Raw genomic sequence first — 15,726 nt, 5'->3', positions numbered from 1 at the left:
TGTTGCTGCACCATTTTGATACAAATCAAGAAAAAACAGTGCATTGTTTCATAACCAAGGGTTTTATGGTGTCAGATCAACAAAAACGGGCTTTTTTCTTTCAAATGACTTTCTGGCACATTTTTTTACAGATAACCCATATTTTGCTTAAAAAAAACACGAATTCTGCGTAATTTAAGTACACTGAAAGCTATAGTAAGAAAATCGTACATCATGAGGATGTGAATTTGACGTCAGGTCAACACCAAGACCCCCCTGTTAAGCGCCGCCATGTTGGCCTGAAGCTGCTGTCTTACCTGCTAGGGTTTAGCTTTATTGTCACACTGATTACCTTTGGTGCCATTTTGCTGAGTGATTATTACCGTGGCATCAATGAATATGGCAACAGTATCTCGCAAATTCGCTCAGGCTATCAGCAGAGTATCAGTTACAGCCTGTGGAACTTTGATACCCGCCAGATTAACTCGCAGCTTGAGGGCATTCTGAATTTCCCCGGAGTCGTCTACGTCTATATTGAATCAGAAGGAAGCCTTGCGCACAGTGCCGGAAATGTTCTGGCCAGCAGCGATGAGCGCCATTCATTTCCGCTATCCTATCAAAGTACCGGCAACATCTATGAGCTGGGAGAGCTGTATATTGATATTGATTACACTGGCTTATATCAGGAGTTGATGGATAAGACCTTTGAAATTTTAATTACTCAGTTTCTTAAAACCTTTTCTGTTTCTGTCTTTGTACTGTTTATCGTCCGCTTATTAATCACCCGACGTCTCAAGGTGATGTCTGACTGGGCAGATTCTTTTTCTTTAAACAAACTCGACCAGCCGCTCAACCTGAGGCTTCACCAGAATGAACATGATGAACTTGACCTGGTTGCTGATGCCATCAATGAAATGCGGGAGAAGCTGAAGCAGGATGTAGTTGAACGACAACAAGCTCAGACTCTGCTGGAAGACACCAAAGAGCGTCTGGCACTGGCTATTGATAACGCCGCTTTAGGGTTTTGCCAATACCATAGCCATAATGATCGAGTGGTTTGCAACCATCACTTTGCCAAGCTAATGGGTTCCACACAGTCCGAACTGGAACAACTGTCGCACCCAATGGAACATTTGCGGGATCTGGTCAGTGGCGAGATGGCTGCCGAACAAAGAGAACGCTTTAACCAGCTACTCTATGGCCGTATTAACCGACTTCAGGCGTGCCTTAATCTCACGGATTTTTCCGGCCAGGATAAATGGGTTGATACCACCATTCAGGTCACTCGGTTTGAAGAGAATCTACCCGCCGAAATTCTGATTTGTGTCGTTGATAAAACCAAAGAACAACAAGCCAGTCGCCAGGCACAGGAGTTGACTCTGTCGTTGGAAAATAAAGTCGCCAAACGCACAGAAGAACTTTACGAAGAGCAACAGCGTACCAAGGTCAATATTCAGAAGTTATCGCAACAATTAGAAAGACAGCAAAAGAATCAAAGTAACTGCCTTCAGAATCCGTTCAATCAGCTACTGTTGCAATACATGAACCAGGGAAATGCTGAGCTGTTAACGCTGACTCAGGCTTACCTGGATATTGCATTAAATGGCCAACAAGACACCTTAGACCTGAGCCAAAGTATCAAGCACTGGATGACTAACAAACTACCATTGGATTCTATCGAGGTCGATCAGGATCTGCCTCTGTCACTGATCCTGGAAGAAAATGAGCGCCTGATTTATTTTTTACTCGACAATATCATTCTCAAAGATCCGGTATTCCCAACATGCGAGCGTATTGGGCTGAAGCTATCGCTGCTGGGCAATTATGCCAGCATCCATATTTCAATGGCGAACCACCAACCTCTTGACTCTCAACCATCTGCTCCACCTGCTGCAACACATCTGTACGAATACATCATTGGTAATCAAATGCAGGGAGAGTTCAAACGCAAGCTGACGGATAATCAGCTCACGATTGAATTCAGCTTTGCCCTGATCCGCGAAACCTAAGGTTTCAGGCGCTCAAGGGCTAAGGCAGATCATGGGTTGAGACGCCGCTTAGACCAGCTTCCGCCTTGCAGCTGATATTCAACGCGGTCATGTAAACGGTGCGCGCCACCCTGCCAGAATTCCATTCTCTCAGGCTTCACACGGTAGCCGCCCCAATAATCTGGCAATGGAACATCCTGACCTTCAAACTGCTGAGAAACTTCAGCAAACTTATCTTCCAGCTGTTGACGATTATCCAGTGGCCGACTCTGTGCGGAAGCCCATGCACCTAACTGACTCTCGCGCGGACGGGAATGAAAATAACGCTGCGCGTCTTCTCGCGAAATTTTTTCCACAGATCCCTGAATCTGAATCTGGCGTTCCATTTCAATCCAGAAAAAATGAAGGCTGGCCTGCGCATTGTCGCTTAGCTGCTGCCCTTTATTACTGTCAAAGTTGGTGAAAAAGACGAAGCCGTTATCGTCATAACCTTTCAGCAATAAAATACGTTGCCATGGACAACCGGTTTGATCGACCGTTGCTACCGTCATAATCGTAGGCTCTGGAGGAGTGGTCTCACGGTATTGTTCAAACCAGGCGTGAAACTGTAGTAACGGATGCTCAGCACAGGTTTGTTCGTCCAGTCGGCCCTGAGTATATTCTTTACGGATATCGGCAAGATTCAGCATATCGGATACCTAATTACATTCTTAAAACGATTGTCTCTTCTTTGCAGCTTATAAAAGATGACCTGCAACAAATAATAACGCATACACCAGACAAAAGGCGGCGGTTTGCGCCAGTAGCTGGTTGAGCTTCGCGCCATCATTATGGAAAACACGCCAGCAAAGCCCCAATGCTAATATCAATGCCAGCCACCCCAATACTGTTTCAGTAATCAGCCAGGATGACGGAGCCAGCAGCATCAGGCTGTAGATCCCTCGGGCGTAGGTAGGACCTACTAATATGACCAACGTGGTTTTATCCGCTTTTTCATCAGATACCCGATCCCTCAGGTTATTGACTAACATAATGGCCGCCGTTAAAAAGCCCATCATAACGCCTATCCGCCAGGCCTGTGGTGAAACATCAAATGTGTGTAAATAATAACCACCACAAACCGCCAATAAACCAAAAAATAAAAAAACGGTTATTTCGCCAAGAGCATTGGATGATAAAGGCCACGGGCCAGCACTGTACGCTAACGCAGCGATCACACTGGCGATGCCAAAGAGCAGGAACAACCAGCCACCGTGCAACACCAAAACCGCACCGGATATCACAGCAACCAACAAAACCCATAACACAGCCCGCATCAGCTGCTGTGGAGTTAACCAACCTTGATGCGCTGCACGGCGCGGTCCTAAACGATCTGAAGAATCAACGCCTCGTTTAAAATCGAAAACATCATTGGCCAGATTAACGGCTATTTGCAGACACACAGCACAGATCAGGATGCAGGCAAAGATGGCCTTATCGAAGGACCCAGAAGAATGGCAATAAGCCAGAAACTGGCCTGTCAGAACAGGAGCAATGACAGCAGGCAGTGTTTTTGGGCGAATGGCCAACCACCAGGCCACCCAAGGCGCAACATTTGTTGTCATCTGCGCGCCTGCTCCTGAACTGTACACTCTCTTTTGTTATCATGCCGCCACATACTGTTCACTCTGGTTTTGTTATGTCTGAAAAACACTTCCCAACCGCACCGCTGTCGCGTCGCCTGGCTGCGCTGGTGTACGATGGCTTGATCCTGATTGCGCTGTACATTATGGCGGGCTTTGCAGTAGTTGGCGTGATTAAAGCTGTTAATGATGGAGAATTCCCGGGGACTTTGCCAGCAGCGATCAACCTGTCTTTGATGTTTATCATCGCCTTTTTTTATTACAGTGATTCATGGCGGCGCCGTAATGGACAAACGGTGGGAATGAAAGCCTGGGGCATTCGTTTGATCAATGAAAATGAAGGGCCCGTACAACTCAGCCAGTGCATGCTTCGGGTTGGCATCGGCTTTTTCTCATTGGCTGTCTTTGGGTTGGGCTTTTTCTGGATGTTATTCGATAAACGTCAACGCAACTGGCATGACATTGCATCAGTGACCCGGGTTATTTATATCCCGAAAGAAATGCGTCAATCGTGAAATAAGACAGGCCGTTACGACAACGGCCTGATTCGACAAACAGCGGTTATTCGTCGTCCCAATCGCCATCGGTGCTGTCATCGGCTATTTCTGTCACGATCAGCTCACCACATTCCTTACATTTTCCCTCAATATAAATCACCTCATCCAGCTCATATTCCTGAGGTTCGGTCATCCCCAGGTCCGCTTTCATACAGGCGTTACACCAGGTCTGTGTTAAAAAGTCGTTTTGATCATCTTCTGTACGTGCAAAGAAATCACGCTCAACCCGGGACATAGTAAAACCCCTCTCCTGTTATCAGTATTATCACTTAAAAAGTTTACTGCTGGTTATTTTTAAACCGTGCAAAATGTAAAGGGTATTCTAATCTTAATCCCGATGTATGGACACCAGCGTGAGCAATAACCGGGAAAAACCATGAAAGTTAAGCATCAGATTATCACAACCGTCACCTTAACCGCGGTTATCGCCGTATTAGCCTCTATTTTTATCAGCTATCAGATTGCAGAAAGCTCCGCCAGAGACAATGCCTACACGCAAATTGAGCAAAGTCTGATCAGCAAGCGAGATCTGACCCGGAAAAGTATTGAACGCTACCTTCACACCATTGAGGCTCAGTTAATAACCATGGCTTCCAGCCCGTTGATACAGGAAGCCAGTACACAAATGACAGAAGCGTTTCATGATTACCCTGATCAGGTAAATTCAGTGAACGACTCTGAATTACAACAGTTTTATCAGACCTTTGACCGCCGTTACCAGCAACTCAATCAAAATCAATCGTCACAGCCACAAAACCTTTATCGCCAGCTGGATCATCACGGACGGCTCTTACAAACACATTATATCAGCCAGAATCCACACCCTCTGGGAGAAAAAAACGCACTGAACCAGAAGAATAACAACACCCGATATGATCAATGGCACAGCAATTTACATCCATATCTGAATGATTTTTTACAACAATTTGGCTACTACGATATTTTTCTGGTGGAGCCGGAAAGCGGTCATATTATTTATTCTGTGTTTAAAGAATTAGACTTCGCTACTTCATTAAAGCATGGTCCTTATGCAAGCAGCGGTATCGCAGAGGCCTTTAATAAGGCGCTTTCGCTATCGCCCGGACAAGCCGCTTTTGTTGATTTTAAGCACTATATCCCGTCGTACAACGCACCCGCTTCGTTTATATCAGCCCCGGTCTACAATAATGGCAACCTGTCGGGTGTACTGATCTATCAAATGCCCATTGATGAAATAAACAACATCATGACCAATAACCAAAAATGGCAGGAAATGGGCTTTGGCAAATCAGGAGAGAGTTATCTGGTTGGCAGTGATAAAACCTTACGCAGCCAAAGTCGTTTTCTGGTTGAAGATAAAACCGGCTACCTGGATGCCTTAAGAAAATCAGGCTTAAACGAAAATATCATCAAAGAAATTGAGCTTCGCGACAGCGCCATTGGTATCCAGCCGATTAACAGCGATGCCAGCCAACAAGCATTATCAGGTGCAAGCGCCGTTAAAACCATTCGCGACTACCGCAATATTGAAGTGTTATCAGCGTTTACCAGCATCAACTTTTTGGGAAGTCGCTGGGCACTGCTCACTGAAATTGATAGCGAAGAAGCCTATGCTGGCGTCCATGAAATGCAGAGCAAACTAATCAACAGTTCTCTGCTGACAGCGGTGATATTACTGAGCATTGTTATGGTTGTTAGTTTTTGGGTGAGCACACGATTAACCGCTCCGATTGATCTGTTTATTAAAAAAATCCGTAATATCGCCAACAATAACGACTTGAATGCCCGGTTCCGTGACAGTGGCAATGATGAATTTGCCGAACTAGGGAAAGCGCTCAATCAGTTATTTGATCAGCTGAGTAGCTTCTTTCAGAGTATGAAAGATACCGCAACAACCCTGAGTCGGAATTCAACACTGCTCAAGGAAACAACGACACAAACCGCCGATAAAGTGCACCGCCAGAATGAAGAAGTGAATTCGGCAGCAACCGCTACCACAGAGGTCAGCGCTTCGGTATCAGAGGTCGCTGGTCATGCGGAGTTAGCCTCAGAAAGCATGCGAAACACTCGTCAGAAAGTGAAAGATAGCCAACTGAAATCGACTGATGCAAAAGAAACGATTCACCAGCTTAGCAAAACAATGAACCGCACTATCGAGGATATGCAACAGCTGGAGCACGAAAGCGAAAGCATTGGTGCAGTGCTCGATGTTATTCAACAAATTGCAGAACAGACCAACCTGCTGGCTTTAAATGCAGCGATTGAAGCAGCACGAGCCGGAGAGCAAGGACGAGGGTTTGCCGTTGTTGCCGATGAAGTGCGCACCTTAGCCAGCCGCACAGCACAAAGCACCGAAGAAATTCGCGACAAAATTCAATCGTTACAAACACAGGTGGGTGCCGTTCAGAGCTCGATGCAAACCTCTCATCAGGAAACAGAAAACAGCATGGACACAGTCGAGCAAACCGCTCAACAAATGGACGAGGTTTCAATGATGATTGATCAGGCTGAAGAAATGAGTGCACAAATAGCCACCGCCGCTGAAGAACAAAGTGCAGTAACCAGCGAAATTGATAAAAACGTGACACACGTTAAAGATTTATCCGATGGTATTCTTGAGGCCGCTTCGCATATTCAACAAGCCAGTGGTGAATTGGATGACGTTACAGTTGCGATTAATCAGAAGATTTCCCAGTTCAGATTTTAACACAAGAATCATTTAGAAATGATTCTTATTTAAGTTATAATCCGGCAGCTTTTCCTCTCAGTTGTCGGATTACGTATGAAACCATTTTCTTCCTTCCCTTCTTTTCAGAATCTTGCCAGCACCGGATTCATTGTCACCGCATTGGCATTCTCTTCAGCGAGCGTTGCTGAAACATACGACCACTTCTGGTCTGTGGCCATTGCCGATACCAAAACAGACTTCGGTTCGGAAAGTAATGGCTTTGGTGGCAATAACGAACTGGCTCAAAATGCCAACCTGAAAAGACACACCCCAGAGGAAGGGAGTGAGACCAGTTACCTGATTCGTGCTGGACATTATTTCGACCATTACCGCGCCTATGTTCAATACCATCTCCGACCTTCAGGCGATACTGAATACGATGCTGATGGTAATTTAGAAGGTAATTTACACGACCTGTGGAGCTTCAGTGGCAATATCGACGTTACCACCAACCGTAACAAATTAGTCAGCGGCTTTGTTGGCGTTGGTATTGGTATTGCTGGGGTTTATTGGGAAGATCAGAATCGTAATGAGTTTGACGATCAAAGCCTGGCATTATCCGCACGTGTCGGATTTATGTTAAATCCCAGAGATAACTGGTTTGCCGAACTCGGTTTTCGTTTTGAAAAAACCAACCTTCAAGTCAATGCGTTGGATAATGCGGCAACGGAAGATGTGGATGAATCTATCGCTCTGCCACAGGTTGATTTAAAAAGTAACCATGGAGCCTACCTGGCTATTGGTATGAACTTTTAAGGCGTTATTTAACACACATTAGAGACTTCACTGCCTTAAATCACGGTGTGGGCTCTGAATATAGCGAAGCTGTTTCAGAGCCTCTTCAGTTTTAAGGTAAATCCGACTTTCTCAGCAATATCCTGAAACGCCTGCTGTAATGTCTGAGTATCCCCCGCGAGATAATAATGCTGTGAATCAGTTGCACAGTTTTTCAGCGCTGTGTTTTCACTGCCAAACTGAATAGCAAATACTTCAATAATTGGCGTTTGAGTCCGTAACTGCTGACACACCTGATTAAAAACACCCGAATCTGCATAACCTTCACCGTCCGTAAAAAGTACAATGACTTTTTTCACTTTTTCCAGCAAAGGTCTGCCCGGCACTTCCTGCCACTGTCCCTGCCACTGAGGTGCTAAGGTTCTCCAGGCCCAGGCCAGACCGTTATCAATTTCGGTGTAACCCGAGTCTACCAGCGCATTTAAACTGTTATTAATTGTTGTTTCATCATTAGATAAAGGTAATAAGCGTGATGAATTACAGTCACTGCTACCCTTGAATAAGGTATTACCACCGGTCGGTAAATCAAGAATATGTTGTGCTGCCTGATTATTTTCAAAGCGGTAGGCATGTACACAGTGGCCTCCACTGGTCCAGCCCGTCCGGGGGTTACCGATATTTACCTTATGATTGAATGGAACCAGACTGATATACACCTGCTCACTATCAATTTGCGAATCAAACAAGGTACTGACAAAGCTTTTGGCACTGTTTTTTAATACTCCCATACGGGATGCCATCGAGCCCGACACATCCAGAACCAGAGAAACTTCTAATCGCTCTCTCTCTTTTAATACCTGAACATCAGACTCTACCGCAATACGAGTCGCATTTCCCTGTAACGATTGCGAGAAGAAAAAGCGCGTTTCAAGCTCACCTCCCACGGTATAATTCCCTCCCCGGGTAGCCGGTGGGTTAACACTGATAGTGACACGCTGGCGCTGCTCAGGTGTAAAAAAGGCATTACGATAGGTATCCGCGATGGCCTGATAATCATTACTTTGCAAATTATCTCCGGCCAAACCAACCGCTAACGCCGTGGCTTCAATCGCCTGATCCAATTTAAGCTTTTCCTGAGCAACCAGAGCGGTATTCATTGAAAATGCCGTGATCGACAGCATGGCAAATAAGGCAACAAAAAAACTGATCGCCAGAATATGACCCTGCTGTTTTTTCCGGTTAAGTGAAATATTGATCGTCATGGTGCAAATGCCGAAGGAGAAACGGGATAATAGGAATTACGCTGAATATTGCCGAGACCAGAGGCAAAATTGCCAGCGGTAAAAGCAGCCAGTGGTAATGCCTGAGTCAGGTTGATGCATACACTCAGCATGGCAATATTACGGGGCTCCATACGATTACTGGTACCGACACCAAACTGACTGATATTCTGGATAGCAGGCTTGTCATAACAATTCGCCCCAGCCTGAGCCGTCATATTGCGTGAATTGATATCACTCAATATTGAAAACCGAACGCCCACATCCGAAACAGAACCGCCATAAACATCGGCATCAGTGAGTTCCCGTAATACCACAGCAGCTTCATCGCCGTTAAACCCCTGCCCTTTTGATTGCTCTAATACCACTAGTTTTAACAAACGATGGGCAGCATTATCCAGCTGATTCTGCCAATAAAGATACATACCAAAATGAAATACCAGCGCCAACACGACCGCCATCAGCGGTAATATAATCGCCAGTTCAATGGTGATATTACCCGCGGATTTTTGTTGAAAAAGACCGGTACTAATTGATTTCATTTTCGGTCTCCGCCAACCAGGTGATTGACGAGATCGTCAGAGTGCCATCCGGTAAAAAACGCTGAAACAACATAAAGTTTAACTCAGCTTCAGCACGGTAACGGGTAATCTGTCCGTTCGCGTTATTGAACCAGCTCAGCTGCTTTTCATAGACATTCACTTTATTAGCAGACACCAACACACCGGCTTGCGTTAACTGATCAGCTAGCCGGTCTTGCACGCCGTTTTCAGGGTTTAATGCTTCGACCCGAGCCGCGTGATGTAAATTGTAATTCAACCAGTGCTGAGTCCAGAAAAAGCGGGCTATTTCAATGGAAAACAGTAAAAATAATAAAAACACGGGTAACGCAAACGCCATTTCAATCACAATAATGCCGCGCGCTTTTTGTCTGTTCATAGCTTAGGCCCGGACTGATGCAGATGGCGATATGCCGACTGATTCTTGATCGCTTGATGCTCGCCATACAGTTCAAGATCAATCTTATACGCCTGATCGAACTCTCCCTGCATTGCAAACGCAATGGCGAGATTATGCTTCACCGCCGGGAAGGGATATACATTCGCCAGGTATTTCAGATCTTTAAACGCCTGCTGAACATTGCCCTGCAACAAACGCGAATAAGCCAGATTATTTTGCAATGGCCAGGAATCCGGATAACGACTGATGCCCTGGCGGTAATAATTTTGGGCATCGTCATGATTATCGGCGTAGTCCGCACAAATCCCAAGCCCCAAAAAAATATCCGCATCCTCAGCCTCTAAACCCAAAGCCTGTTTAAACGCAACCGTCGCACCATAACAATCACCGGCTTTTAGAGATAAACGTCCACTTTGCAGCCAGATGCGTGCGTCTTGTGGATACTCTTGGCGCAACTGCTGTAGCTCATTCAATTGCTGCTGAATCGATTGTGGAGAAAGCTCTGTGCCGTCTTGTCCTGTCGTCGTTTGTATACGCTGCAAACGCTGCTCAACGGATGGCTGAAATACCGAACAACCCGTCATCACAAGACTGAATAGCAACCAGACACTGGTCGATCTAAAAGACCTCAACATCACAAATTCCTCAGTGAACGAACCAACATCACCACAGAAGGTCCAGCAAGCATCACCACCAGTGGAATAAGTACAAATAACATCAGGGGCAAACTGATGGTGGCCGGTATTTTTCCAATCCGTTCTTCCACATGTAATAAATGCAAACGTCTGGATTCATGTGCCAGGTCTCGCAGTGCTTTGACTAACGGCGTTCCGTATTGATCGGCCTGAATTAATGCTGAAACCAAATGATCCAGCTCGGTTACCTGAGTTCGCTCAGATAACCCCCGCAATGCCTGATAACGTTCTTTACCCATTTGAATATCCGCATGGGTGTATAACATTTCGTCCGCCAGAATCGGCGACCATTCATGAATATCAAGGGCAACTTGCTGCAAAATGGCATCTATGTGTAAGCCACTCTCCGCACAAATCACCATCAGATCCACGGCATCAGGCACCGATGTACGAACCTGTTCTTTATTAAACCGTGCGCGTCGTTTTAACCACCATTCAGGCATTAAAGAGCCAAACAAAGCCGCCAGAGTCAGCTTGGCTAATAAACCCAAAGTAAACGGTCCACTGGCAAATACCCAAACCAACAGCGGTAATAACAGCAATGCCATCAGTTTAATGGCAACCAATACCAAAACAGCTTGTGGATGACGAAAACCGGCCTGATTTAATAAGGCACCTAATTCAAACCGATCTTTTTCGGTCACCGGCAACCAGTGCAGATAATCGGTTAACGAGATGACCGCATCGGATAATGGAGAGGAAGGTTGATAATATTCACAACGGCGACGAAAACGTTTTAACACCAATTCTTTTTGTTGTGCCCCTGCCGTTTGCAGTGAAATAAACAACAACACAATAACCACCAAACACAATGCCAGCAGAGCTAACAACAAACCCCATTGCGATAGAGAAAAACCAGCAACGCCTTCAAGCCATTGGAATCGGGTAATGATTTCATTCATCAGGCCAGACCTCCACGCGCCATACGATGAACAGCCGTCAGGCCAAACGTGACACTACCAATCACATAAAGAGAGATCATCTGTCCGGTTGGGTCTTGCAATAAAAATTCAACCTGATGCGGCTGGAAAAATATCAGCCCTAATAAGGTCAAAGGGGGGAAAGCACTGACAATTAATGCCGTTGCTTTTGGCTCAGAGGTCATAGAAGCCAGCTTCATTTTCATTGCTTTTCGTTCACGCAACCCCGTGGATAAATTTTCCAGTGCTTCGGCTAAACGACCACCGGTTTTCTGATTTAGCACCAGAATCATACCGAGGAAATGAAACTCTCTGACCGGGATCCGCAGGCGTGATTCCGCAATCACCTGGTTTAATGCGATACCCAGTTGCAGTTGTTGCGAAATTCGCTGCAACTCAATGGCCACCGGCGCGTCTGCCTGAAGAGCCGAACTCGCCAACGCTTGTGGCACCGATAACCCTGAACTCACTGCCCGGCGAATGTGATCCACCACACCAGGCAACTGCTCTTCGTACAGACTCAACAATTTCTTTTTTAATGATTGCCAACGCAACCAGGCAAAAAAAGCCGCACCCGCCGTTGCTAATAAAAAGATAGAAAACCCTGAAAACCCTGCCTGAAATTGAATGAGCAACACGAGTACCAGTAACCAGACGAACAGCACCTGAACCACAAACACCCGTTCAAATCTGTCTTCATCCTCAACCGCCAGCCCACGTAATTTTTCGCGAGTGCTTTTCATCCATACCACGGCAACATGCAGCCATTGTTGCCGGGAAAACACCGCCATCAAACGCTCTGGTATCGATAACAGTGGCTGTGCTGGCTGATCATTAACAAGCAACAGCTTTTGTTGCCAGCGCTGCTGAACTTTGTGCAGTCGTTTATCACCGGAAAACACCCACAACAAAGCCAGCAATGCCATCACCAGCAACATCAGAGCAATAATTAATGCTTGCATGCCGTTCATAAAGGTTGTCTCTGACACTGCTGCAATGCGTCTTCTAAACCGGCATAACGAATTTTATCGATAAAACTTTCTGACGATGCCGCCGTACAACAATATTCTCCTTCAATACCCTGCTGGCCAACACGGTGTAATTTAAAGGCAAACAATTCATGAGTGATCGGTGTATCGTCTTCCAGACCCACCAATTCCGTAATCGACGTGACCCGGCGCGTGCCATCCCTCATGCGTTCGATCTGAACAATAATATCCACCGATGACATAATCTGACGGCGCAATACCGCAATCGGTAAATTGCCATGGGCCATCAACATCATATTTTCTAAACGATAAATAGCATCACGCGGACTGTTTGCGTGTAACGTCGACATCGAGCCTTCATGGCCGGTGTTCATTGCCTGCAACATATCAAAGGCTTCACCACCACGAACCTCGCCGAGAATAATCCGCCGTGGGTTCATCCGTAGCGCATTTTTCACCAGCTCGGTCTGAGTAATGGCTCCGTCACCTTCAAGGCTGGCTGGCCGGGTTTCAAGACGAATCACCTGACGCTGGCGTAACTTTAATTCAGCGGCATCTTCAATGGTGACAATCCGTTCGTCACTATCAATCGGATGAGACAGGGCATTTAATAACGTGGTTTTACCGGCACCGGTGCCACCGGATACCAGAATATTCAATCGTGCCCGGGCGGCGATATTCAGAAAATCGGCCATGGCATCCGACAAGCTGCCCTTAGCCGCCAGCTGATGTAATGAAAACGTGTGTTCGCTGAATTTACGAATCGAAATACAGGTGCCATCCAATGCCAGCGGCGGAATAATAATATTCACCCGGCTGCCGTCCATCAGGCGGGCATCGACCATCGGCGACGATTCATCCACGCGACGACCAATCGAACTGGCAATTCGCTGCGCTACATGACGAACGTGGTTTTCATCACGAAAACAATGATCAACAGCCTGCAAATGACCGGCACGTTCAACGTAAACCTGTGCATGACCATTTACCATAATATCGGTCACGTGCGGGTCATCCAGCAAGCTCTGAATCGGCCCGACACCGACCATATCGTCGAGTAATTCCTGCAACAATGAAGCTTGCTGATCAGCGGTTAACAACCAACGATGCTGATCCGCCAGACGCTGAATCCACTGTTCAATATGCTCGGTTAACTCCGACCGATCCATTTGCGTGACTTGCATCGGATCCAACCGTGACAACACCATGGAGCGCATTTCATGACGATTATGGTCATCCACGGCTGACGAAAATTCTTTCGCATTGATTGCAGCGGCAGTCACTCCAGAAACTCTGGCTTTATCAACGGTCATCGCAGGTGCCATCGCCGCAGATGAATTCACGGCCATATCAGAGCCAGGTATATCAGAGCTAGGCGAATCAGCCGGTTTTACCGACTCTGACGTGCTGACCTTACGACCAAACATCAGACCTCTCCAGCCACAGCGGTGCGTAGACGCTGCCAGAAGCCCGGCGTTGTTTTTTCAGTTGAGTGTTTACGCAACTGAATGGTATCCACTAACTGAGCAACCGCCGAACCAAACTTACCCGTGTTTAACTGACTGGCCTCGCCCAGGTTCGCAGCAAATACCGGCTGCTCTTTGCAATACGGAATCACCAGCGGTGCCTGATCAAATAACTGAGCCAGCTGTTCTGCAGGAATCTGGCGTGCCCTTTCCGGGCGGGTTTGATTCACCACCCAGATATGACGCTGGTGTGAGTGCCCGGAAAAACGGCTACGAATGCGCTGCCACTGATCAACCAGAGACACGCTGGATTCCAGCACCCAAACACAAATATCAGCCTGAGCCCATAAAGACGGAGCCAACACATGGTGTTTTTCACAATCCCAGACAACCCGGGTGTACTGTTCCGCTAACAACTGATTAACCATGGTTAGTTGTTCTTCCGAAGTGTAACGGGCTTCACTGCTGCACAACCAATCCAGTCGTGTGTTTAGCTGCTCGGTTGCGCGGGGAATTAACTGCGACTGAAATAACTGATGCAACGCCAAAGGCGAATCAACCGAGCGATTCGGCCAAAACCCACCTAAGTCGCCAAACTCATCATCCAGCTGCGCTAATAATGTATGGCTACCCTGCTGCGCTAATTGCTGAGCCAATGCTGCGGTCACGGACGTTGTACCCACACCGCCCTGAATGCCCGATACCGTAATGATCCGCCCATGATGGCTGCCGCTGGCAACCGGACGCTCCACCATGCCCAGCGTATGTGCGCAGGTATGACGCAAGGCCTGCATATCCAGTGGTGTATCAAAATACTCAAGAATACCCAGCGCCATCAGATCACGATATTCACTGACGGATAACTCAGCCCCCAATAACACCACCTGACAATCCGGCTCAACCACATCCGCCAGATGCGATAACGACTCGGCTCGCCCGGCAATATCGGTTATTTCCAGAATTAACAAATCCGGCGATGGTTGAGCCGCAAGGTAGTCGACGGCCCGATGCTCGTCACTCTGAATTAATACGTCGGCGGGCAACTTTAAATCCGTTAACAATAACGCCAGCTGTTGACGAATTTCCGCGCTGGTAACAAACGCTAAAATGGATGATTTCATGTTAATTACCCTGACTAATTACCCTGGCTACCAAGGTTGCTGGTGACACCCGTACTTGGTGGATTTTGTTGGTCGCCAGTCTCATTAACCGTGTCGTCGGCGGCGCGACCATAATAATTTTCCAGCGCTAACACCAGCTTTTCGGCACTCGCCGGGGCCAGAGCTTTGCCGCGAATAAAATCCCGGCTATCTGCGACGGACACCATCAGGTTACGTTGATTGGCACAGCCAAAGCTGGATGATTGATTACCCAACCCATCTGATGCATTGGCGACTGAATAATCCGGGCATTGTCCGGGTGAGCGCTGCACATAAACGCCAGCAATACGGTTAATACTATTTTCAGAATTAATACGATCTTCAGAACCAGCACCGCCTTCAGAAACTGGCTGCTCGGTGGAAAAATTAATACCATCGAGCTGCCAGGTACGGAAGCCATAATCCAGTAAAAACTGTTTCAGTTGCGCTTTCTGCTGCCCTGAAGTTTGTAAAAACACATCCCGGGTTGGGAATTGATTGAGCCAGGTCACTAACTCAGCCAGGTCTTTGCTGGTCAGCACGTTATTATCACTCTGCCAGGATAAAGGCTTGAGACGCACTTCCATCTGCGGCTTGCTGACCTGCTGCTGGCAAGCGGCCAATAGCAATAATAAAACAACACTGGCCAGGCGCATGCTAACGGCCATCCATTGAGAGAATCTATTCAT

The 15,726-nt window shown here is 46.9% G+C and carries 16 protein-coding genes; 4 read left to right on the top strand and 12 right to left on the bottom strand.

Going from position 1 to position 15,726, the window contains the following annotated elements:
- Positions 1-227 precede the first annotated feature (227 nt).
- The gene (locus KFF03_RS06655) at positions 228-1,988 is read left to right on the top strand and encodes a HAMP domain-containing protein (protein WP_255859982.1); all 1,761 of its coding nucleotides are present in this window, start codon (positions 228-230) and stop codon (positions 1,986-1,988) included.
- 29 nt (positions 1,989-2,017) lie between these two features.
- Here KFF03_RS06655 and pdxH read toward each other — a convergent pair whose 3' ends face one another.
- Together pdxH and menA are read right to left on the bottom strand one after the other, a co-directional pair.
- On the bottom strand, positions 2,018-2,656 hold the full coding sequence (gene pdxH / locus KFF03_RS06650; protein ID WP_255859978.1) for a pyridoxamine 5'-phosphate oxidase: 639 nt from the start codon (positions 2,654-2,656) through the stop codon (positions 2,018-2,020).
- A gap of 48 nt (positions 2,657-2,704) precedes the next feature.
- The gene (gene menA, locus KFF03_RS06645; protein WP_255859976.1) at positions 2,705-3,571 is read right to left on the bottom strand and encodes a 1,4-dihydroxy-2-naphthoate octaprenyltransferase; all 867 of its coding nucleotides are present in this window, start codon (positions 3,569-3,571) and stop codon (positions 2,705-2,707) included.
- Between the two features lie 74 nt (positions 3,572-3,645).
- On the opposite strand from menA, the gene KFF03_RS06640 reads away from it, so the two are divergent.
- Positions 3,646-4,104, top strand: coding sequence for an RDD family protein (locus KFF03_RS06640; RefSeq protein ID WP_255859974.1), 459 nt, complete (start codon positions 3,646-3,648; stop codon positions 4,102-4,104).
- 46 nt (positions 4,105-4,150) lie between these two features.
- On the opposite strand, the gene KFF03_RS06635 is transcribed toward KFF03_RS06640, so the two are convergent.
- Positions 4,151-4,381, bottom strand: coding sequence for a hypothetical protein (locus tag KFF03_RS06635; protein ID WP_255859973.1), 231 nt, complete (start codon positions 4,379-4,381; stop codon positions 4,151-4,153).
- Positions 4,382-4,522: 141 nt separating this feature from the next.
- Here KFF03_RS06635 and KFF03_RS06630 point away from each other — a divergent pair, with 141 nt between their 5' ends.
- Positions 4,523-6,832 carry a methyl-accepting chemotaxis protein gene (locus KFF03_RS06630; protein ID WP_255859972.1) on the top strand — a complete coding sequence of 770 codons (2,310 nt, stop codon included), beginning with the start codon at positions 4,523-4,525 and terminating at the stop codon, positions 6,830-6,832.
- 75 nt (positions 6,833-6,907) lie between these two features.
- On the top strand, positions 6,908-7,609 hold the full coding sequence (locus KFF03_RS06625) for a hypothetical protein (RefSeq protein ID WP_255859970.1): 702 nt from the start codon (positions 6,908-6,910) through the stop codon (positions 7,607-7,609).
- Between the two features lie 74 nt (positions 7,610-7,683).
- Here KFF03_RS06625 and KFF03_RS06620 read toward each other — a convergent pair whose 3' ends face one another.
- The 9 genes from KFF03_RS06620 to KFF03_RS06580 are packed head-to-tail and all read right to left on the bottom strand — an operon-like array spanning position 7,684 to position 15,726.
- The gene (locus KFF03_RS06620; RefSeq protein WP_255859969.1) at positions 7,684-8,850 is read right to left on the bottom strand and encodes a VWA domain-containing protein; all 1,167 of its coding nucleotides are present in this window, start codon (positions 8,848-8,850) and stop codon (positions 7,684-7,686) included.
- Positions 8,847-9,410 carry a TadE/TadG family type IV pilus assembly protein gene (locus tag KFF03_RS06615; RefSeq protein WP_255859968.1) on the bottom strand — a complete coding sequence of 188 codons (564 nt, stop codon included), beginning with the start codon at positions 9,408-9,410 and terminating at the stop codon, positions 8,847-8,849. Before KFF03_RS06615 ends, KFF03_RS06620 begins: the two co-directional genes overlap by 4 nt.
- Positions 9,397-9,807, bottom strand: a complete 411-nt coding sequence (locus tag KFF03_RS06610) for a TadE/TadG family type IV pilus assembly protein (RefSeq protein WP_255859967.1) — start codon at positions 9,805-9,807, stop codon at positions 9,397-9,399. The genes KFF03_RS06615 and KFF03_RS06610 overlap by 14 nt, the downstream gene beginning before the upstream one ends.
- Positions 9,804-10,463, bottom strand: coding sequence for a M48 family metallopeptidase (locus KFF03_RS06605; protein ID WP_255859965.1), 660 nt, complete (start codon positions 10,461-10,463; stop codon positions 9,804-9,806). Before KFF03_RS06605 ends, KFF03_RS06610 begins: the two co-directional genes overlap by 4 nt.
- Positions 10,463-11,425 (bottom strand): type II secretion system F family protein, encoded by a 963-nt coding sequence (locus KFF03_RS06600; protein WP_255859963.1) that lies wholly within the window; start codon positions 11,423-11,425, stop codon positions 10,463-10,465. Before KFF03_RS06600 ends, KFF03_RS06605 begins: the two co-directional genes overlap by 1 nt.
- Positions 11,425-12,414, bottom strand: coding sequence for a type II secretion system F family protein (locus KFF03_RS06595; RefSeq protein ID WP_255859961.1), 990 nt, complete (start codon positions 12,412-12,414; stop codon positions 11,425-11,427). The genes KFF03_RS06600 and KFF03_RS06595 overlap by 1 nt, the downstream gene beginning before the upstream one ends.
- Positions 12,411-13,859 carry a CpaF family protein gene (locus tag KFF03_RS06590; protein ID WP_255859960.1) on the bottom strand — a complete coding sequence of 483 codons (1,449 nt, stop codon included), beginning with the start codon at positions 13,857-13,859 and terminating at the stop codon, positions 12,411-12,413. The genes KFF03_RS06595 and KFF03_RS06590 overlap by 4 nt, the downstream gene beginning before the upstream one ends.
- Positions 13,859-15,019: a cellulose synthase operon protein YhjQ/BcsQ gene (locus KFF03_RS06585; protein ID WP_255859958.1), complete on the bottom strand. Its 1,161-nt coding sequence runs from the start codon at positions 15,017-15,019 to the stop codon at positions 13,859-13,861. Before KFF03_RS06585 ends, KFF03_RS06590 begins: the two co-directional genes overlap by 1 nt.
- Positions 15,020-15,033: 14 nt before the next feature.
- The gene (locus KFF03_RS06580; RefSeq protein WP_255859956.1) at positions 15,034-15,726 is read right to left on the bottom strand and encodes a CpaD family pilus assembly lipoprotein; all 693 of its coding nucleotides are present in this window, start codon (positions 15,724-15,726) and stop codon (positions 15,034-15,036) included.

It is taken from the genome of Bacterioplanoides sp. SCSIO 12839, assembly GCF_024397975.1.
Classification (GTDB): domain Bacteria; phylum Pseudomonadota; class Gammaproteobacteria; order Pseudomonadales; family Oceanobacteraceae; genus Bacterioplanoides.
This window is presented reverse-complemented; position numbering and strand designations above follow the sequence as displayed.